Annotated in this window: 15 protein-coding genes and 1 pseudogene; 15 read left to right on the top strand and 1 reads right to left on the bottom strand. The window is 72.3% G+C overall.

The genetic code is table 11. The annotated features are described in order from the left end of the window. The first annotated feature begins 3 nt into the window (after nucleotides 1-3). From ETD85_RS12055 to ETD85_RS11985, 15 genes are all read left to right on the top strand, one after another. Nucleotides 4-1,032, top strand: coding sequence for a taurine ABC transporter substrate-binding protein (locus tag ETD85_RS12055; protein WP_138689752.1), 1,029 nt, complete (start codon nucleotides 4-6; stop codon nucleotides 1,030-1,032). Next, on the top strand, nucleotides 1,016-1,798 hold the full coding sequence (locus ETD85_RS12050; RefSeq protein WP_138689751.1) for an ABC transporter ATP-binding protein: 783 nt from the start codon (nucleotides 1,016-1,018) through the stop codon (nucleotides 1,796-1,798). The genes ETD85_RS12055 and ETD85_RS12050 overlap by 17 nt, the downstream gene beginning before the upstream one ends. A 40-nt stretch (nucleotides 1,799-1,838) precedes the next feature. Further along, nucleotides 1,839-2,708, top strand: coding sequence for a TauD/TfdA dioxygenase family protein (locus tag ETD85_RS12045; protein ID WP_138689750.1), 870 nt, complete (start codon nucleotides 1,839-1,841; stop codon nucleotides 2,706-2,708). Between the two features lie 209 nt (nucleotides 2,709-2,917). Next, nucleotides 2,918-3,682 (top strand): IclR family transcriptional regulator, encoded by a 765-nt coding sequence (locus tag ETD85_RS12040; RefSeq protein WP_138689749.1) that lies wholly within the window; start codon nucleotides 2,918-2,920, stop codon nucleotides 3,680-3,682. A gap of 26 nt (nucleotides 3,683-3,708) precedes the next feature. Continuing rightward, the gene (locus ETD85_RS12035) at nucleotides 3,709-4,098 is read left to right on the top strand and encodes a nuclear transport factor 2 family protein (RefSeq protein ID WP_170246636.1); all 390 of its coding nucleotides are present in this window, start codon (nucleotides 3,709-3,711) and stop codon (nucleotides 4,096-4,098) included. 13 nt (nucleotides 4,099-4,111) lie between these two features. Then, nucleotides 4,112-5,752, top strand: coding sequence for a phytoene desaturase family protein (locus tag ETD85_RS12030; protein ID WP_138689747.1), 1,641 nt, complete (start codon nucleotides 4,112-4,114; stop codon nucleotides 5,750-5,752). A 13-nt stretch (nucleotides 5,753-5,765) separates the two neighbouring features. Continuing rightward, entirely contained in the window at nucleotides 5,766-6,146 is a 381-nt protein-coding gene (locus ETD85_RS12025) for a cupin domain-containing protein (protein WP_138689746.1), read from the top strand. Nucleotides 6,147-6,173: 27 nt separating this feature from the next. Then, nucleotides 6,174-7,229, top strand: coding sequence for an extracellular solute-binding protein (locus tag ETD85_RS12020; protein ID WP_170246635.1), 1,056 nt, complete (start codon nucleotides 6,174-6,176; stop codon nucleotides 7,227-7,229). A 2-nt stretch (nucleotides 7,230-7,231) separates the two neighbouring features. Further along, complete coding sequence (locus tag ETD85_RS12015) at nucleotides 7,232-9,010, top strand: ABC transporter permease subunit (RefSeq protein ID WP_138689744.1); 1,779 nt, start codon at nucleotides 7,232-7,234, stop codon at nucleotides 9,008-9,010. Then, nucleotides 9,007-10,146 (top strand): ABC transporter ATP-binding protein, encoded by a 1,140-nt coding sequence (locus ETD85_RS12010; protein WP_138689743.1) that lies wholly within the window; start codon nucleotides 9,007-9,009, stop codon nucleotides 10,144-10,146. The genes ETD85_RS12015 and ETD85_RS12010 overlap by 4 nt, the downstream gene beginning before the upstream one ends. Then, nucleotides 10,139-11,449, top strand: coding sequence for a M24 family metallopeptidase (locus ETD85_RS12005; protein WP_138689742.1), 1,311 nt, complete (start codon nucleotides 10,139-10,141; stop codon nucleotides 11,447-11,449). Before ETD85_RS12010 ends, ETD85_RS12005 begins: the two co-directional genes overlap by 8 nt. Then, entirely contained in the window at nucleotides 11,428-13,458 is a 2,031-nt protein-coding gene (locus ETD85_RS12000) for a prolyl oligopeptidase family serine peptidase (RefSeq protein ID WP_138689741.1), read from the top strand. Before ETD85_RS12005 ends, ETD85_RS12000 begins: the two co-directional genes overlap by 22 nt. A gap of 3 nt (nucleotides 13,459-13,461) precedes the next feature. Beyond that, nucleotides 13,462-14,904 carry an aldehyde dehydrogenase family protein gene (locus tag ETD85_RS11995; protein WP_138689740.1) on the top strand — a complete coding sequence of 481 codons (1,443 nt, stop codon included), beginning with the start codon at nucleotides 13,462-13,464 and terminating at the stop codon, nucleotides 14,902-14,904. 38 nt (nucleotides 14,905-14,942) lie between these two features. Continuing rightward, entirely contained in the window at nucleotides 14,943-16,574 is a 1,632-nt protein-coding gene (locus tag ETD85_RS11990; protein WP_170246634.1) for an amidohydrolase, read from the top strand. Nucleotides 16,575-16,700: 126 nt separating this feature from the next. Next, nucleotides 16,701-17,120, top strand: a complete 420-nt coding sequence (locus ETD85_RS11985; RefSeq protein ID WP_138689738.1) for an HIT family protein — start codon at nucleotides 16,701-16,703, stop codon at nucleotides 17,118-17,120. A 157-nt stretch (nucleotides 17,121-17,277) separates the two neighbouring features. On the opposite strand, the pseudogene ETD85_RS11980 reads toward ETD85_RS11985, so the two are convergent. Continuing rightward, nucleotides 17,278-18,790: pseudogene (locus ETD85_RS11980) on the bottom strand (ATPase); the annotation flags it as partial.

Here is an 18,790-nt window from a genome sequence, read left to right as displayed (position 1 = left end):
GTCATGCGCGTGAAACTCCTGCTGCCCCTCGTACTCGCCCTGCTGCTGGCCGGGTGCGGCAACGGCACCGCGTCCGGCGCGGGCGGAGCGGCGGCCAAGAGCATCCGCATCGCCTACCAGGCGTTCCCCAGCGGTGATCTCGTCGTGAAGAACAAGAAATGGCTGGAGCAGGCGCTCCCCGGCTACACCGTCCAATGGACGAAGTTCGACTCCGGCGCCAGCATCAACACCGCCTTCGTGGCCAAGAGCGTCGACATCGCCGCCATCGGGTCGAGCCCGGTGGCGCGCGGGCTCTCCGCGCCGCTGAACATCCCGTACCAGGTCGCGTTCGTGCTGGACGTGGCCGGCGACAACGAGGCCCTGGTCGCCAGGAACGGCGCCGGCATCGAGAAGGTCGAGGACCTGCGCGGCAAGAAGGTCGCCACGCCCTTCGCCTCCACCGCCCACTACAGCCTGCTGGCCGCGCTGAGCCGGGCCAAGCTGCCGGAGTCGGCGGTGACCCTCGTCGACCTCGAACCGCAGGACATCCTCGCGTCCTGGACCCGCGGCGACATCGACGCCGCCTACACCTGGCTGCCGACGCTGAAGGAGCTGAAGAAGGGCGGCAAGACGCTGATCAGCAGCCGCCAGCTGGCGACGGCCGGCAAGCCCACGCTGGACCTCGGCGTGGTGTCCACCGCGTTCATCCAGGCGCACCCGGAGGCGGTGGACGCCTGGCGCAAGGTCGAGGCCAGGGCCCTCCAGCTGATCGCCGACAATCCCGACGAGGCGGCCACCGCCGTGGCCGCGGAGCTGAACCTCGCCAAGGACGACGCCAGGGACCAGCTCAGCCAGGGCGTCTTCCTCAAGCCCGCCGACCTGGCCTCTCCCGAATGGCTGGGCACCCCGAGCGATCCCGGCGCGCTGGCGCAGAACCTGGTCAGCGCCGCGCAGTTCCTCAAGGAACAGCAGAAGATCGACGCCGTGCCCGACCTGGCGACCGTGCGGCAGGCCATCTACAACAAGGGTCTTCCCGATGTCCTCAGCCCCTGACGCCGCCGCGGTCCACGCGTACGAGGTCGAGCACGTGTACGGCACGGGCGCCGGCGCCGTGACGGCGCTGGGGCCGCTCTCGCTCGACGTGCCGCCGGGATCGTTCCTCGTGATCGTCGGCGCGTCCGGCTGCGGCAAGAGCACGCTGCTGCGCCTGATCGCGGGCTTCGAGCGGCCCACCTCCGGCACCGTGCTCACCCACGGCGGCCGGCCCGCGCCGGGCAAGGGCGCCGGAATCGTCTTCCAGCAGCCCAGGCTGTTCCCGTGGAAGAGCGTGGGCGGCAATGTGGAGCTGGCCCTGCGCTACGCGGGCGTGCCCCGCGGCGAGCGCCCCCGCCGGGTCCGGGAGCTCCTGGAGCGGGTCGGCCTGCGCAACGTCGCCCACCGCCGGATCTGGCAGATCTCCGGCGGCCAGCAGCAGCGGGTCGCCATCGCCAGAGCGCTGGCCGCCGACAACCCGCTGCTCCTGCTCGACGAGCCGTTCGCCGCCCTTGACGCGCTCACCCGGGAGCGGCTGCAGGAGGACCTGCGGCTGGTGAGCGCCCAGACCGGCCGCACTTCGGTGTTCGTCACCCACAGCGTCGAGGAGGCCGTGTTCCTCGGCAGCCGGGTCGTGGTGCTCTCCCGGCGGCCCGGCCGGGTCGCGCTCGACCTCGACATCCACCTGCCACGCACCGGCCTGGAGCCCGACGAGCTCCGCGCCCTGCCCGAATACGCCGCCCTGCGCGCCACGGTCAGCCAGGCCGTACGCGCCGCCGCCGCCTGACGCCCGGCCCCGCTTCAGACCGCCCCGAAGGAGAGAGCACGTGTCCACGCCGACCGCCACCACGCTCACCCTCAACCCGCTCGGACCGCACTTCGGCGCCCGGGTCGAGGGGCTGGACCTGGCCACCGCCCGCGACGACGACCTGGCCGCCGTACGAGCAGCGCTCGTCGACCGCAAGGTGCTGTTCTTCTCCGGGCAGAGCCTCGACGACGACGGCCAGGTCGCCCTGGGGCGGCGGCTCGGCGAGCTGACCGCCTCCCATCCCGTCGTCGGCGGCGTGGACGAGGCGCACCCGGAGATCTACGCGCTCGACAGCGCCGACAACGGCTTCGCCGACGTGTGGCACACCGACGTCACCTTCATGCCCCGCCCCCCGCTCGGCTCGATCCTGCGCGCCGTGGTCCTGCCTCCCACCGGCGGCGACACGAGCTGGGCCGACAGCCAGCTCGCCTACGACTCCCTGTCCGCGCCGGTGCGCGAGCTGGCCGACCGGCTCACCGCCGTGCACGACGGCACCCGCGAGTTCGGCTACTACCTGGCCCAGCGCCGCGGCGGCCAGGGCAGTGTCTGGGACGGCGAGGTCGTGACCCGGCTGGAGCCGGTGGAGCACCCCGTCGTCCGCGTCCACCCCGAGACAGGCCGCAAGGGCATCTTCGTCAATCCCGGCTTCACCTCGCACATCGCCGGCGTCTCGGAGGCCGAGAGCCGCGCCATCCTGGACCTGCTCTACGCGCACCTCACCAAGCCCGAGCACATCATCCGTCATCGCTGGAGCCCCGGCGACGTCGCCATGTGGGACAACCGCGCGACGGCCCACTACGCCAACCGCGACTACGGCACCGCCCACCGGGTCATGCACCGCATCACCCTGCGCGGCGACCGACCCGTCGGCCCGGCGACCTCACTTTGATCCCAGCCATCTCGGCGATCACGACCTCATTCTCATCACGTGGCATTCTATGGTCTCCGTGCCGTAAATGCCGGAATTATCGGGTATTTCGGCTCCCGAGGGAGATCCAGCCGCACACGTAAATGATCATGATCTGAGCAAATTGCCTGGTGAAGACGCATAAGGTGCCACTTGACACCCATATGCGTACTACTTCATGATTCCTCACCATGGAAGCCGACTTCCGCCAGACAGAAGCAGCCCAGGGGAGCGCCTCCGGCGTCCGGGCGGTCACGCGTGCCCTGGGGCTGCTGTCCGCACTGGGCGGCGAGGGCCGCACGCTCACCGAGATGGCCGCCGCCATCGAGGTGAGCCTCAGCACGGCGTCCCGGCTGCTCGCCACGCTGAAGATGGCGGGCTACGTCGAGCAGAGCCCCGAAGGGCTGTGGGGGCCCGGGGTGGCGCTGACCGCGCTGCTCTACCGCACCGACCGCTGGGCCGGCGTCCGGCCCCTGGCGGGCCAGGCCGTACGGGCGCTCCGCGACGAGCTCGACGAGACGGTCGCCTTCTTCGTCCTGGCCGGCTCCGAGCGGCTGTGCATCGAGTCCGCCGAGTGCGGGCGGCCCGTGCGGCGCGTGGTCGCGCCCGGTGAGCGCGGTCCCGCCTGCCTCGGAGCCGCGGGCAAGGCGCTGCTGGCCTTCTGCGAGGACCGCCCCGACGACCTGGGCGTGCCCGGCGGGACGTTCACGACCGCGACCGGCACCACGCGCACCCGCGAGGACCTGCGCGCGGAGCTGGCCGAGATCGCGGCCAGGGGCTCGGCGTTCAGCGCCTACGAGTCGACGCATGAGTCCTGGTCGGTGGCGGTTCCGGTGCGGATCGCCGGCCGGGTGGCCGGCGTGCTGGCGACGGTCGTCCCCGCCACCCGCAACGAGCCCGACTACATCGCATTCATCACCCAGCGGACGATCGCGGCGGCACGGGGGGTCTCCTGATGCCGCGCGACCCACGAGAGGAAGCCGTGAGCAACCCGTCACCGATGCCGGCCGCCGAGATCGACCGGATCCGGGATCTGCTGTCGCAGGTCGCCTACATCCTCGACTCCCACGACTACGACACCATGGGGGCGGTCTTCGCGCAGGACGTCCACTTCGAGAACCCGGGGCGTCTGGTCGCGCACGGCCTCGACGAGCTCATCGCGTCCTTCAAGAAGATCGCCGACCCGGCCGTCAGCCACCACGTGACCAACGTGCTGGTGACGCCGGTCGACGAACGCACCGCCGAGTGTGTCTGCAAGGCCCTGACCCTGCGCAAGAACGGGGTGCTGGCGGCCGCGGAGTACCGCGACACCGTTCGCCTGGAGGCCGGCGGCTGGCGCATCACCTCCCGATCCATCCGCCCGCTCGGCTGAGCGCGTACCCACGATGAACGACCCCCAGGTCTTCGACGCCATCGTCATCGGCACAGGGCACAGCGGGCTGGTCGCCGCCCACTACCTGGCGCGGGCGGGCTGGTCGGTGCTCATGCTGGAGCGCCGCGACATGGTCGGCGGCACGTGTGTGACCGAGGAGATCTTCCCCGGCTATCGGGGAAGCAGCGTCGCCAACTCCAGCCACAGCCTGGACCCCAGGATCATCGCCGACATGGAGCTGGAACGGTTCGGGCTGCGGTTCACCCGGCCCGAGCTGGGCTCGCTGACCATGTTCGACGACGGCCGGGCGCTGGCCCCCTGGCCGGACAGGGAGCGCCGCCGCGCCGAGATCGCCAGGTTCGCCCGCGGCCCCGCCGACAGCGAGGGCTACTACGGGCTGCTGGAGTTCTTCTCCTCCCTGGCGCGCACGATGGACGTCTCCTTCTACGAGCCGCCGCCCAGCCTGGCCGCCGTCGCCGCGCGCTTCCGCACGCCGTACGAGCAGGAGGCCTTCGAGTCGGTCATGTTCGGCAGCGTCGCCGACATCATCGAGCGATACCTCCGCTCACCCGAGCTGCAGGCCTTCTTCGCCGGTACGGCCGTCGCCACGAACTTCGTCGGGCCCCGCACCCCGGGCTCGGGCTACCTGCTGCTGCAGCGCCCCCTGTGGGAGCAGTCCATGAAGCGCGTGGGCACCCACGACGAGAACGAGCTGATGATGAAGAACGCCGCCCCGCTGGGCGGCATCGGCGCCATCACCCAGGCCATGGCGGAGTCCGACAGGGCGCGCGGCGTGCGGATCCTGACCGGGGTCGAGGTGGCCAGGATCCTGGTGAAGGACGGCCGGGCGACGGGGGTCGCGCTGGCCGACGGGCGCGAGTTCCGCGCCGGCCGGGTGCTGTCCAACGCCAACCCCAAGCTGACGCTCACCCGCATGCTCACCCCGGCCGAGCTCGGCGAGGACGTCTACGCCCAGGCCGAGCGCATCAACATGAAGGGCTCCTCGGCCAAGGTGCACCTGGCGCTGAAGGGCACGCCGCGCTTCGCCGCCGCGGCCTCGGAGGAGGACAACCGGCTGTTCCTGGCCACCAACTTCCGCGTCGCCCCCAGCATCGACGTGCTGCAGCACGCCTACAACGAGGCCGTGATGGGCCGGTGGACCGAACGCCCCACCATCTCGGGGATCATCTCCTCCGCCCTGGACCCGTCACTGACCCCGCCCGGGTGCCACTTCGTGAGCCTCAGCGTCCGCGGCATCCCGTACCACCTGGCCGCCGGCACCTGGGACGAGCAGCGGGCGGACCTGGGCAAGGCCGTCATCTCCACGCTGGAGGAGCACGTGCCGAACCTGTCGGACATCCTGCACGACTTCCACGTCTACACCCCGCTCGACCTGGAGCGGGAGTTCGCGCTGGCCGAGGGCAACGGCGCGCACGGCGACATCGTGCCCGGGCAGATCTTCGACTCCCGGCCCATGCCGGGATGCGCCGACCACCGCACTCCCGTGCAGGGGCTCTACCTGTGCGGCGTGGGGACCTGGCCGGGCAATTTCATGAGCGGCGTCACCGGCTACAACGCCTCCCAGCGGATGCTGGCCGACGCCGCCCGGCCCCGGTCCTGGGCGGAACAGGCCGGCGCCGGCACGATCAACTAACTAGGAGTCAGCAGTGCTCATCGGACGTGGCATCCCGGGAGACCGGTCCTCGGGTTTGCGCTCGGAGACCACCACGGGAACGGTGTGGTCCGACATCGTGCTGGCCGAAGGCCAGACGCGCGCCATCAACATCTTCTTCTCGCCCTGCTCGCGTACGCACTGGCACACCCACGAGGGCGGCCAGCTGCTGTACACGGTGGCGGGCGAGGGCTGGATCCGCGAACGCGGCCAGGAACGCGTCACCGTCGGCCCCGGTGACGTGGTGTGGACCGAGCCGGGCGCCGAGCACTGGCACGGCGCCACGGACAAGGGGATGCTCACCCAGTTCATCGTTCACTTCGGCGCCGTCGACTGGCGGGGCGAGGTCAGCGATGAGGACTACTTCGCCGGATGACGGCGGCCAGCACGAATGGATCTTCCCATGTCAATGAGAACCGCTCTCCGCCGTTCCCGCACCTCCACGGTCGCCGTCGCCACCGCGCTGGCCTGCGGCCTCACCCTCGCCGGCTGCGGCTCGGACGGCGGCGGTGACGCCCTGTGGTACTCCGGCTTCGGCGGCACCTACGAACTGTCGGTGAAGAAGGCGCTGTTCGACCCGTACGCCGCCAAGGCCGGCGTCGAGGTCAAGATCGACAAGAACGGCTCCAACGTCACCCAGCTCAACGAGATCATCAAGTCGGGACGCCAGAGCCCCGACGTCGTCGACACCGAGACCGCGACCCTGGCGCAGTTCATGTCCAAGGGGATGCTCAAGCCGCTGGACAAGAGCAAGCTGGACGTCACCGACGTGGCCGACCAGTCGCTGATCAACGAGTACAGCGTCCCGTGGTACCAGTTCTCCCGCAACCTCTACTGGAACACCAAGACCTTCCCCGACGGCGGCCCCAGCACCTGGGCCGACGTCTGGGACCTCGCCAAGTACCCGGGCAAGCGGTCCTTCCCCGACCGTCCCATCGGCACCCTGGAGGTGGCGCTGCTGGCCTCGGGCGTGCCGAAGGACAAGCTGTACCCGCTCGACGTCGACCGCGCCTTCCAGTGGCTTGACAAGATCAAGTCCAACTCGATCTTCATCAACCAGGCCGACACGGCCATCGCCCAGGGCAACGTCGTCGCCGGCCTGTACACCCTCGGCCGGCTGCTGGACCTGCAGAAGGGCGGCGCGAGCGTCAAGTACAACTGGACCGGCGCGCCCGTCAGCGTCCAGTCGCTGACGATCTCCAAGAACGCGGCCAACCCCGGCAAGGCCCTGGAGGTGATCCAGCGCTCGCTCTCGGCCGAGTCGCAGCAGGCGATCCTGGACTCCCTGCGCTACACGCCGACGGTCAAGTCCGTGCTGGACAAGCTCACCCCCGAGCAGCGCGCCGACCTGCCCGGCACCGAGGAGACCAACAAGGACTCCTTCTACGTCGACGGCACCTGGTGGGCCCAGCACTACGACGAGGTCGTCAAGCGGTGGCAGACCTGGATCAACTCGTAACGATGCGACGCACGGACTCCGCGCAGCCGAGGGGATGGGGAGCACTCGCCCTGCCCGCGGTGCTGTTCATCACCATCGTCTATGTCGTCCCGATGGCGATGCTCCTGGTCAGGAGCGTCGTGAACGAGGAATCCGGCCTGGGCGCCTACACCGGGCTGCTGGGGGATCCCGGCTTCCTCGCGGTGCTCAGGAACACCGCGGTGCTGTCGCTGGTGTCGGCGGTCCTGTGCGTGCTCATCGGGTTCCCCATCGCGCTCACGATCGCCCGCTCCAGAGGACTGTTCCGCGCGTTCCTGTTCATCTGCGTCGTGGCGCCGTACCTGACCTCGGTGCTGATCCGGGTGTTCGCGATCCAGGTGCTGCTGGGCACCGAGGGCATCGTCAACAACGTGCTGGTGGCCATCGGGCTGGACCGCGCCGATCTGCTGTTCAACTCCTTCGCCGTCATCGTCGGGCTGGTGCACTCGGAGATCCCGATCGTGGTGCTGGTCCTGGTGCCGGTCATCGAGAAGGTGGACGTCAACAGGCTCCTGGCCGCGCGCAGCCTGGGCGCGGGACCGGCCGAGGCCTTCGCGCGGATCTTCTTGCCGGCGACCCGGCCGGGGCTGCAGGTGGCGTTCGTGCTGGCCCTGGTCTACAGCGCGGGCAGCTTCGCGGTGCCGCAGCTCCTCGGCGGGAACGCGGCCGGCATGGCGGGCTCCTTCGTCTACGGCGCGGTGAGCCAGGAGGGCGACACCGCCTCCGGCGCCGCCGCGTCGGTGATGCTGAGCGTCGCGATCATGGCCGTGCTCGTCCTGTTCACGCTGCTGACCCGGCAGAAGATCCAGAACGTGGTCGCCCCGCAGCTCATGAGCGCGGCGCCAGCCGGGCCCGCCGAGCCGGGCCGGCCCCGGCGCGGCGGCTCGGGCCGCTACGCCCGCCGCAGCGTGACCGGCCTGGCCGCGCGGCTGCTGGACCGCTCGCGGATCAGCTACGTGCCCGGCATCGTCCCCGCCGTCGCGACCGTGCTGGCGATCCTGGTCCTGCTGCCGCAGCTCCTGGCGATCCCGATCTCCTTCGCGGGCACCAGGGCGCTGGTCTTCCCGCCGAACTCCTACTCCACCCAGTGGTGGGCCAACATGTTCACCGCCGGCTGGCTGCGTCCGCTGGGGGTGAGCGTCCTGGTCGGCGTGCTCAGCGCCGTCTGCGCGACCGGGCTGGGCATCCTGGCCGCCATCGGCATCGGGCGGGCCAGGTCCAAGGTGGTGCGCGCCCTGTCGCTGCCCTACCTGCTGCTGCCGGTGCTCTTTCCCGCGGTGGTGGCGGCCGCCGCGTTCTTCATCTCCTTCCTGCGCGTCGGGCTCATCGACACCGAGGCCGGCTTCGTCCTGTCCCACATCGCGATCACGTTGCCGCAGGCGTTCATCATCGGGTTCGCCGGCGTGCAGGCGATCAACCCCGACTACGAGAACGCGGCGGCGAGCCTGGGCGCCTCGCGGCTGCGGACGCTGCGGCGGATCCTGCTGCCGTTGCTGGCCGGGCAGGTGCTGGCCGCGCTGTTCCTGACCTTCGTGACGTCCTTCGACGAGTCGACCATCGCGATCTTCCTGTCCGGCATCGACGTGCAGACGCTGCCCAGCCGGATCTTCGAGGCGCTGGCGCTGCAGACCGACCCCACCGTCGGCGTCACCGCCGTGCTGTTCATGGCGGTCGTGAGCGTCGGGGCCGTCGCCTGGCAGGTAACCAAACGGCTCAGACGCCGTACGTCCCCGGGAACCGCGACGGAAAGGAATGCGGCGTGAGCGAGTTCAGCCTGTCGATGCGCGAGGTGACCAAGGACTACGACGGCGTGCGCGTGCTCGACGTGCCCGAGCTGGACGTCAGGCAGGGTGAGTTCTTCTCGCTGCTGGGGCCGTCCGGCTCGGGGAAGACCACCGGCCTGAGGCTGGTGGCCGGCTTCGAGGCGCCCACCGCGGGCCGGATCATCATCAACGGCCAGGACGTGGCACGGGTGCGCGCCGAGAAGCGCAACATCGGGCTGGTCTTCCAGAACTACGCGCTCTTCCCGCACATGACGGTCGCGGAGAACGTCGCGTTCCCGCTGCACATGCGCTCCCTGTCCGCCCGGGACATCGAGCGAAGGGTCGCCGAGGTGCTGGAGCAGGTCGATCTCGCGCCCTTCCGCGACCGCAACGCCGCCACCCTGTCCGGCGGGCAGCAGCAGCGGGTCGCCATCGCCAGGGCGATCGTCTACGAGCCGGACCTCCTGCTCATGGACGAGCCGCTGGGCGCGCTGGACCGGCGCCTGCGCGCGCGGCTGCAGGGCGAGCTGCGCGGGCTGCACCACCGGCTGGGCATCCCCATCGTGTACGTCACCCACGACCAGGACGAGGCCATGGCCCTGTCCGACCGCGTGGCGATCATGAACGGCGGGCACATCGTGCAGCTGGGGGCGCCCAAGGAGCTGTACGACTCGCCGGCCAGCCTGTTCGTGTCGAACTTCCTCGGCGACAACAACACGCTCCCGGCCCGCATCGCGGGACCCGGACGCGCTTCCCTGGACGGCGGCGCGACCATGCCGATCAAGCGGACCGGCGCGCCCGCCGGCACCCCGGCCGACCTGACGATCAGGCCCGAGCGGCTGCGGCTGGTCGCCGAGGCGGAGGGGGCCGGGCAGCCCGACGGTCCCGGGTTCGACGGCGTCATCGCCGACGTGGTGGCGCTGGGGGCGATGACCCAGTACAACGTGCGGATCGACGGGGTGGGCGCGCTCTGGGCCAGCGTCCAGAACAGCGCGCACGCCTTCTCCGGCGTCCCCGGCGACCGGGTCGGGGTCCGCTGGGAGCTGGACGACGTGCACGTCTTCCCCCGCGAGCCCGGCGCGCCGGGCGGCCCGTCAGCGGCGGACGAGGCGACGATGGCCACCGCCGATGCGTGAGACGGCGGGAGACGCCCCGCGCTCCCCCGCATCCGGCGAGCTGCTGCTCGAACCCGAGGGGTACGCACCCGCCGACGGGTTCCGGCTCCCGCTGGAGTGGAGCAAGGGCAGGGCCGCCGCACTGCTGTCGGCCGTGGACCCCGACCGGCGGACCGACGTGCTCCTGGTGGACCCGTGGAACATCGTCTACTACACCGGCCTGTGGGCGCTGACCACCGAGCGCCTCCTGGCCGTCGTGCTCCCGGCCGACGGCGGCCCGCCCGTCTGGTTCTACCCGTACCTGGACCACGAGCTGGTCACGACGTGGTGGTACGGGGACGGCGAGAGCTACTTCGACGTGCCCGACTCCCCGCACGGCTCACCGCGGGCCGGCGTGGCCGTCGCGGCGCCGGGCGTGCCGCCGTGGCAGTGGCTGGTGGACCACCTGGCCCGGCGCGGCCACCTGGGACGCCTGGCCACCGACACCGCCCTGCCCGAGTCCGCGCTGCGCGTCCACGGCGTGGCCCAGCCCGCGCACGTGGGGACGGTGTGCCTGCGTCAGCGGATGTCCAAGACGCCCGAGGAGCTGGCGCTGGCCACCCGCGCCTACCGCTACTTCGACGAGGTCCACGCCTGGGCGCGCGACCGCCTGCTCCAGCGGGAGCCCGGCCTGACCGACTCCAGGCTCCGGCTCGAGATGACCGGCTGGATCACCGACCGCATCATGGCCGACCACGGCCCCGGCCGTGCCCCGCACACCACCGTCGGCATCAACGTCGACCTCGGCTGGGTCCGCGCGGGCGCCGTGACGGGCTACCCCCACCCGAACCAGGCCCGCTACGCCGTCATCCAGGACAGCCGCACCATCCAGATCTCCGGGATCATCCAGATCGGCGGCTGCGGCGGCGAGCTCTACCGCCCCTACCTGCTGCGCCCTCCGACCCCGTTCGAGGCCGAGCTGTGGACGGTGACACGTGACACCTGCCTCCTGCTGAAGGACGCGCTGCGGGCCGGCCGGACCGGAGGGGAGGTCGCGCAGGACGTCCACCGTTTCCAGATCGCCGCGGGCGTCCAGGAGTACGTCGCCACCCGCCCCTCGCACGGGCAGGGCATGGAGGGCCACCAGCCGCCCTACATCTCCCTGGGCGAGACGACCGTGCTGGAGCCGGGCATGTGCTTCTCGGTCGAGCCCGGCCTGTACGACCCGGCGGGCGGTTTCGGCGTCAACTTCTCCGACACCTTCGTCGTGCAGCCCGACGGCCCCGCCCGCCAGCTCTCGCGGCTGCCGTGGAGCGAGGACTGGTGCTGGCTGGGGCAGCCATGACCTTCGACGCGGCGGATCTGGAGTCCTCGGGGACCCGGCGGTGGCTGGCCGCGCGGGAGACGGAGCTGGAGTCCTATCTCGACCGCCCGGACCTACGGCCCCTGCGCGCGCGGGCCGAGCAGGCGCTGAGCGCGGCCGTGGGGCGCGGCGCGCTGGGCGCGCCGCAGGTGCGCGGGCGGTGGATCTTCACCCTCGACCGCCTGCCCGGCGCCGGCCTCCGCGTCGTCGTACGCCGGGAGACACGTGCCGGCCGCGTCCTGGCGGACCGGACCCGGGTGGTCCTCGACCCGGCGCAGCACGCCACGGGCGCGGGCCCGGCCGCCGTCGACTGGTTCTACCCCAGCGCGGACGGCGCGCTGCTGGCCTTCGGCCTGTCGCACGGCGGCTCGGAGCAGTCGGTGGCCTCCGTCCTCGACCTGCGCACCGGCCAGGTGCTCCCGGACCGCCTGCACGGCGTCCGGCACGCCGGCCTGGCCTGGCTCCCCGACGGGGGCGGCTTCTTCTACAGCCACTATCCGGGCAACCGGCACTACGGCCGGCAGATCCGGCTGCACCTGCTCGGGACCCCGCAGGATCAGGATCCGCTGACCTGGGCGGCCGCCTCCGAGGACAGCCTGGACTGGCCCGACGTGGAGCTCTCACCCGGCGGCGACCGGCTCCTGGTGCACGTCTCGCTCGGCTGGTCGGGCACCGAGGTGCACCTGGCCGACCTGCGTACGGGCGAGCGGACCTGCCTGGTCTCCGACGGCGAGGGCAAGAGCCGCCTGCACTTCACCGAGTCGGGCGCCATCATCGGCGCCACCAGCGTCGGCGCGCCGTACGGGCAGGTGGTGCGGGTCGATCCCGCGCGCGGGTGGCAGGTGCTCGTCCCGGAGAGCGACCTGGTCATCGACGACGTCTCGGTCAGCGACGACTCGCTGTTCGTGGTCGGCGAACGCGACATGAGCTCGCAGGTCGGCTACCTGGACCTGCGCGCGGACCGGCCCCTGCGCCTGGCGCCGCTGCCCGGCGCCGGCCACGTCGCCGGGCTGTTCCCGACGCCGGGGCAGTCCGTCATGCGCAACCGGGTGGTGCGGCATCTCGCCCCCGCCACGGCCGTCTTCTCCTGGTCCACCCCGGCGCGCAGCCCGTACCTGGCCGGTTGGGACGTCACGGGGGATCAGGTGTACGAGCTGGCCGCCTGGGAGCAGGACGAGCCGCCGATCACCGTACGCCGGGCCCACGCGACCGCCGGCGACGGCCGGGAGATCCCGATGATCGTCCTGGAGCCCCCTGACCTGCCGCCCGGCACCCCGCTGCCGACCCTGCTGCACGCCTACGGAGGCTTCGGCCTGTCGAGCACCGCGGCCTACTCCGAGGTCGGCCGCGCCTGGGTGGACCTGGGGCATCGCTACGTCATCGCCGGGATACGCGGCGGCAGGGAGCGCGGCGACGCCTGGCACCAGGAGGGCACCCGGTCCGGGCGGCAGCGCGTCTTCGACGACCTGTACGACGTCGCCGAATCGCTGATCTCCCGCGGCGCCTGCGATCCGGCCAGGCTGGCGCTGTGGGGCAGCTCCAACGGCGGGCTGCTGGCCTGCGCGGCCGTCGTGCAGCGCCCCGAGCTGTTCGCGGCGGTGCACGCCGCCGTGCCGATGACCGACATGCTCGCCTACCACCGCTTCTCCATCGCCCGGCTGTGGATGTCGGACTTCGGCGACCCCGACGACCCGGCCGACCGCGAGTGGATCACGGCCTACTCGCCGCTGCACAACGTGCCCGAGCGGGCCCGCTTCCCCGCCGTCCTGGTCACGACCGGGCTGCACGACACCCGCGTGCACCCGATGCACGCGCTGGCGTTCGTCCAGGCCCTGCGCGAGGCCCGCGCTGATCCGGACCGCCCGATCCTGCTGAGCGTCGACCGGCACGGAGGCCACGGCGTCGACAAGCCCAGCGGGCGCTACGTACACGAGCGCGCGATCGCCTTCGCCCTCTTCCTGCACGCCTTCGACCCGACACTGGAGAACTGAGACATGACCAAGGAGCACGAGCTGCTCATCGGCGGCCAGGCGCGTCCGGCCGAGGGCGAGCGGCACTTCCCCGTGCACGATCCGGCCACCGGCCAGGTGCTGGCCGAGGTCGCCGACGCCACCCGCCGGGACGTCCTGGCCGCGGTGGAGTCCGCGCACACGGCGCTGAAGGGCTGGTCGGGCACGCCCGCGTGGCGGCGGTACGAGGTGCTCAGGGACGGCGCCGACGCGCTGCGCCGCCAGGTGCCCGAGCTGGCCGAGCTGATCTCGGCCGAGACCGGCAAGCCCACCAGAGAGGCGCTCGGCGAGGCGGCCAACACGGTCCGCTTCTTCGAGTGGTTCAGCCACGAGACGCTGCGCCTGCCCGGCCAGGCCTGGCCGGAGATCACCCCCACCCGCGACGCGGTCGTCGTGGCCGAGCCGGTGGGTGTCGTGGCGGCGATCACCCCGTGGAACTTCCCGGCGTTCATGGTGGCCTGCAAGGCGGGTGCGGCCCTGGCCGCCGGCTGCGCGGTCGTGCTCAAGCCGGCCGAGCAGACCCCGCTGACCGCCCTGTTCATCGCACGGGTCCTGCACGACGCGGGGCTGCCGCCCGGCGTGCTCAACGTGGTCCCCACCAGTGACCCGGCCACCGCCGGCGAGGTCTTCCTGCGCGATGAGCGGGTGGACTGCGTCAGCTTCACCGGGTCGCGGGCGATCGGCGAGCTCCTTATGCGCGGGGCCGCCGCCTCGATCAAGCGCGTGCTGCTCGAACTGGGCGGCAACTCTCCCGTCGTGGTCCTGGAGGACGCCGACGTCGCGGACACCGCGCGCCAGCTCGTCCAGGCCCGCTATCTCAACGCCGGGCAGGCGTGCGTGGCCGCCAACCGCGTCTACGTGGTGGACGGCGTCGCCGGTGCCCTGCTGGCCGAGCTGCGTACGGCCGTACGGGCGCTCACCACCGGCCACCCGCGGCAGGAGGGCACCGACCTCGGCCCGCTCATCGACCTGGACGCCGTCGAGCGCATCGAGCGGCAGATCGACACGGCCGTGTCCCAGGGCGCCGAGCTGGTCACCGGAGGCCGGCGCCTGGAGGAGAACGCCGTCAGCGCCTTCGTGGAGCCCGCCGTCATCGCCGCGCCCGCCGCGCGGGAGCCCGCCGTGCTCGGCGAGGAGCTGTTCGGCCCGGTGCTGGCCGTGGTGACCTGCCGGGACGAGGCCGAGGCCGTCGAGCTGGCCAACAGCACCGAGTACGGCCTGGCCGCCTACGTCTTCACCGGCGACCGCGACCGCGGGTTGCGCGTCGCGCGGCGGCTGAAGGCCGGATCGGTCGGCGTGAACTGCGCGCTGACCAGCGAGCCGCAGCTCCCCTTCGGCGGCATGAAGGCCAGCGGCCTCGGCCGCGAGCGCGGACGCGCGGGCGTGGAGGAGTTCCTGGAGCTGAAGACGATCCAGGTAGCCCTATGAAGCCCGACATTTCACCGGACCCCAGAGGAGAAGTCAGCATGACCGCAGAAGCCGACACCTGCGTGGTGAACGCCCGCGTGATCACGATGGACCGCGACGGCACGATCGCCGGCGCGTTCGCCATCCGCGACGGGCGCTTCATCGCGGTGGGCGCGGACCAGGAGATCCTCGCCGCGGCCGGCGAGCGTACCCGCGTCCTGGACGCCGGCGGAGCGGCCGTGGTGCCCGGCCTCATCGACGCGCACTCCCACCTGGAGATGCTCGCCTATGCCTGGGAGGTCGCCGTGGACGTGCGCTCGACCAGGGTCGGGTCGGTGCGCGACATCGTCGCGGTGCTGGAGGAGGCCGCGCGCGAGGTCCCGGAGAACGAGTGGATCCTCGGCCAGGGCGAGCACTACCAGCACCTGAAGCTGGCCGAGGGCATCTATCCCGACCGCCACGACCTGGACCGGGTGAGCACCAGGCACCCGGTCATCTACCGGGCCAGCTACCACATCAACGTCTTCAACTCCCTGGCGCTGGAACTGCTGGGCGTGGACGACGACACCCCGGACGCGCCCGGCGGGCGCATCGAGCGCGACGAGGCCGGTGTGGCCACGGGCCGGACCTACGACATGTTCGCGCCGCTCAACGGCCCGCAGGCGCCGGTCGACGTGCTGGCCGCCGCCATGCGGAAGGCCGAACGGCGGTACTCGGCCGTCGGCGTCACCGCCGTGGGCGACATCCAGTTGCACACCCACGCCCTGGCCGCGCTCATCCAGAACGCCGGCAGCGGGGACCTGCGCCTGCGCGCCGTCGCCTACCCCAAGCTCCCCACCGTGCTGAGCAGGGATGACGTACGCTCCGGCGCGCTCAAGGAGCGGTTCGCCGGCATCGACCGCGAACGCCTGGCGCTGGGCGGCGTCAAGATCTTCCTGGACGGCGGCCTCACCGCGGGCGCGGCGGCGCTGCACGAGGACTACCCCCAGCGGCCGGGGTACCGGGGCGAGCTGGCCTACACCGACGAGGAGGTCTGCCGCCTGGTCGCGCTCGCCGACGACAACGGCATCCAGATCGCCATGCACGCCATCGGTGACCGCGCGCTCGACCAGGCCATCGCCGCCGTCGAGGCGCTGCCCGCGCACCGGCGAGGCGTGATCAGGCACCGCATCGAGCACGCGGGCAACATGTTCATGACCGACAAGCGGATCAGGCGGATGTCGGAGGCGCGGATCGTCCCCGTCCCGCAGCCGGCGTTCCTGCTCACCACCGCCGTCGGGTACGTCGATCACCTCGGCTCCGAGCGCATCGGCACGGTCATGCCGTTCCGCACGCTGATCGACTCCGGGCTGCCGGTGCCGGGCAACTCCGACGCGATCGGGATCACCGCCCAGCAGCACAACCCGTTCCCCGCCATGCAGGCGGCGGTGGAGCGCCGGGCCTCCGGCGGGGAACTGCTCGACGAGCAGGAGGCGGTCACCGCCGAAGAGGCCCTGCGCATGTACACGACGTGGGCCGCCCACTCGATCGGCCTGGAGGACGCCATCGGCTCGATCGAGCCGGGCAAGGCCGCCGACTTCGTCCTGCTCTCGGCCGACCCGACGGCCGTCGCCGTCACCGCCATCGGCGGCATCGAGCCCACCGCGACCTGGGTGAACGGCAAGGAGGTCTACAACGCCGGCGACGCCTGAGCCCTCGCCCGCGCCGCAGGCCCCCGCCGGATCCAGCGGGGGCTCCCTGGACGCGTGGAACCCGCTCCCGCTCGCCCGATCCGGCGCCGCTAGGCTGCTGCTTGATCAACTGGAGGAAAGGCGGCCATGACCGGTACCTGTACGTTTTGCGGCATCGTCGCCGGAGAGATCCCGGCGGAGATCGTCTACTCCGACGAGCACGCGGTCGCCTTCCTCGACATCTCGCAGGCGACCCGCGGCCACACCCTGGTCGTCCCCCGCGAGCACTGCCGCGACCTGACCGACATCGGCCCGGACCGCGCCGGCCTGCTGATGCGGAGCGCCGTGCACGCGGCCGCCCTGCTGCGGCGCGCGCTGGAACCGGGCGGGATGAACATCTGGCACGCCACCGGACCCACGGCCTGGCAGACCGTGTTCCACTTCCACCTGCACCTGCTGCCCCGCTACACCCCCGAGGATCTCAAGCAGGCGTGGACGCATCGGGAGCTGCCGCTGGCGTCGCTGTCGCCGCTGGCCGATCAGATCAGGACCGCCGCGACGTCCTGAGCCCCGGCGCGGCCCGGCCGGCGCCGCGCCTGCTCCGAGGTCGTCATCATGGCATCATCCCGTCATCATCCCGGCATCGTCGCCGGAGAGATCCCGGCATCGTCGCGGTCATCATCCCGGCATCGTCGCGGTCATCATCCCGGCATCGTCGCGGTCATCATCCCGGCATCGTCGCGGTCACCATCGGGGCGAGGCCGAGGCCGGCCAGCGCGGTCGCGCCGCGCTCGGCGTGGTCGCCGCCGGCGAGCACCATGGTCCGTGCGGCCTGGTAGCGGCAGCCGGCGGCGTCGAAGGCGTCCGCCGTGGCGAGCAGCGCCTCCTGGTCCCCGTCGAGCAGGGCTCCGGCCCGGTCCACCATGGCGGTGGCGACCGGGTTGCCGGCCACGATGGTCCGGGCCTCGGCCAGGTGGTCGCGGGCGTCGGGGCTCCCGGCGAGCACGGCGGCCTCGGCCCGCAACGCGACGTACCAGTGGAGCCAGATCCAGGTGACCCACTTCCACACCTGCCCGGGCGCGGGGGCCATCCGCTCCAGCGCCTCCGGTGCCCGCCCCTGGTGCAGGAAGAGCATCGCGTCGAAGATCGCTCCGTAGCCGTACGTACGTTCCGGCGGGTTGCCGAGCTGGTCGAGGACCTCCTGCCATTCGCCCCGGGCGTCATGGTCGGCGCGCAGGCCGTGGATCATCGCCACACCGGCCACCGCCGGGCAGAGGAACGACCGGGCCGGGCTGCCCGCCCGCCGCCACGCGTCGAGGAACCGGACGCTGCCGGTGAGCACCTCCTCCACGTCGACCGCCAGCGCTCCGACCACCAGCAGCCGGCACGTGGCCTGGTGGCCGACCTCCGCCAGCGACGGATGGGCGGCCAGTTGCCGGGCCCATCGGCGGGCGCCCGGCACGTCCCCCGCGCCGAGACCGGCCTCGGTGACCATGCCGAGCGCGTCGATCAGCTCCTGGGTGACGGCCGGCGAGACGGGCGCGGACGACAGGAGGGCGATCCGGCGCCGGGACAGGTCCGCGGTGGCGAACGTGTCGCCGGCCCAGCTCTGCGCGCAGGTCAGCGCGTCGAGAGCGGCCGACTCGGCGAGCGGGTCGCCGGCGCGGCCGGCGAGCTCGACCGCCCGCTCGGCGCGCTCGACGGTGTCCGGCACGGCGTTGTCTGGCGGGCCCTGGGCGGCGCCGAACGCGTCGGCTAGCACCGCGGCCTCGGCCAGCGCCACCGCCGCCTGCGCGGCCTGGTCGTCGCCGGCCAGCTCCCGCGCCTCGGTGATCAGCGCGAGCGCCTCATCCGCGGGCGGCACCCGCAGGAACGTGGCCGAGAACCGGTAGGCGTTGGTGGCGGCGGTCGCCAGGTCGGCGGCGGCGCCTGCGGTGTCGCCGGCGGCGCGGGCGGCGTCCGCGGCCGCGCGGCGCAGGCGGTGCATGTCATCACCGACCGTCCGGCAGCAGGCCACGGCCGCGGCCTGCCGGAGCATCGACGCGGTGCCCGCGGGCTCCATCGCGAGCGCGGCCGCCTGCTCGTAGCGCCGCTGGGACTCGCCGGTCAGGTTGCGGGTGAAGGTCAGCTCCGCCAGGCGCCGGGCGAGATCGTACGCGCCCGCGCGCTGCTCCGGCTGGTCGGCCGCCCACGCCAGGGCCGCGCGGAGGTCGTCGGCCACCAGGTCGAACCGGGCC

Source organism: Nonomuraea zeae (assembly GCF_005889725.1).
Taxonomy (GTDB): Bacteria; Actinomycetota; Actinomycetes; order Streptosporangiales; family Streptosporangiaceae; genus Nonomuraea; species Nonomuraea zeae.
This window is presented reverse-complemented; position numbering and strand designations above follow the sequence as displayed.

What these genes read in the sequence shown, in the direction of transcription:
- ETD85_RS12055 (WP_138689752.1), top strand. Translation starts at nt 4, where the DNA reads ATGCGCGTGAAACTCCTGCTGCCCCTCGTACTCGCCCTGCTGCTGGCC.
- ETD85_RS12050 (WP_138689751.1), top strand. Translation starts at nt 1,016, where the DNA reads ATGTCCTCAGCCCCTGACGCCGCCGCGGTCCACGCGTACGAGGTCGAG.
- ETD85_RS12040 (WP_138689749.1), top strand. Translation starts at nt 2,918, where the DNA reads ATGGAAGCCGACTTCCGCCAGACAGAAGCAGCCCAGGGGAGCGCCTCC.
- ETD85_RS12030 (WP_138689747.1), top strand. Translation starts at nt 4,112, where the DNA reads ATGAACGACCCCCAGGTCTTCGACGCCATCGTCATCGGCACAGGGCAC.
- ETD85_RS12020 (WP_170246635.1), top strand. Translation starts at nt 6,174, where the DNA reads ATGTCAATGAGAACCGCTCTCCGCCGTTCCCGCACCTCCACGGTCGCC.
- ETD85_RS12015 (WP_138689744.1), top strand. Translation starts at nt 7,232, where the DNA reads ATGCGACGCACGGACTCCGCGCAGCCGAGGGGATGGGGAGCACTCGCC.
- ETD85_RS12005 (WP_138689742.1), top strand. Translation starts at nt 10,139, where the DNA reads ATGCGTGAGACGGCGGGAGACGCCCCGCGCTCCCCCGCATCCGGCGAG.
- ETD85_RS11995 (WP_138689740.1), top strand. Translation starts at nt 13,462, where the DNA reads ATGACCAAGGAGCACGAGCTGCTCATCGGCGGCCAGGCGCGTCCGGCC.
- ETD85_RS11990 (WP_170246634.1), top strand. Translation starts at nt 14,943, where the DNA reads ATGACCGCAGAAGCCGACACCTGCGTGGTGAACGCCCGCGTGATCACG.
- ETD85_RS11985 (WP_138689738.1), top strand. Translation starts at nt 16,701, where the DNA reads ATGACCGGTACCTGTACGTTTTGCGGCATCGTCGCCGGAGAGATCCCG.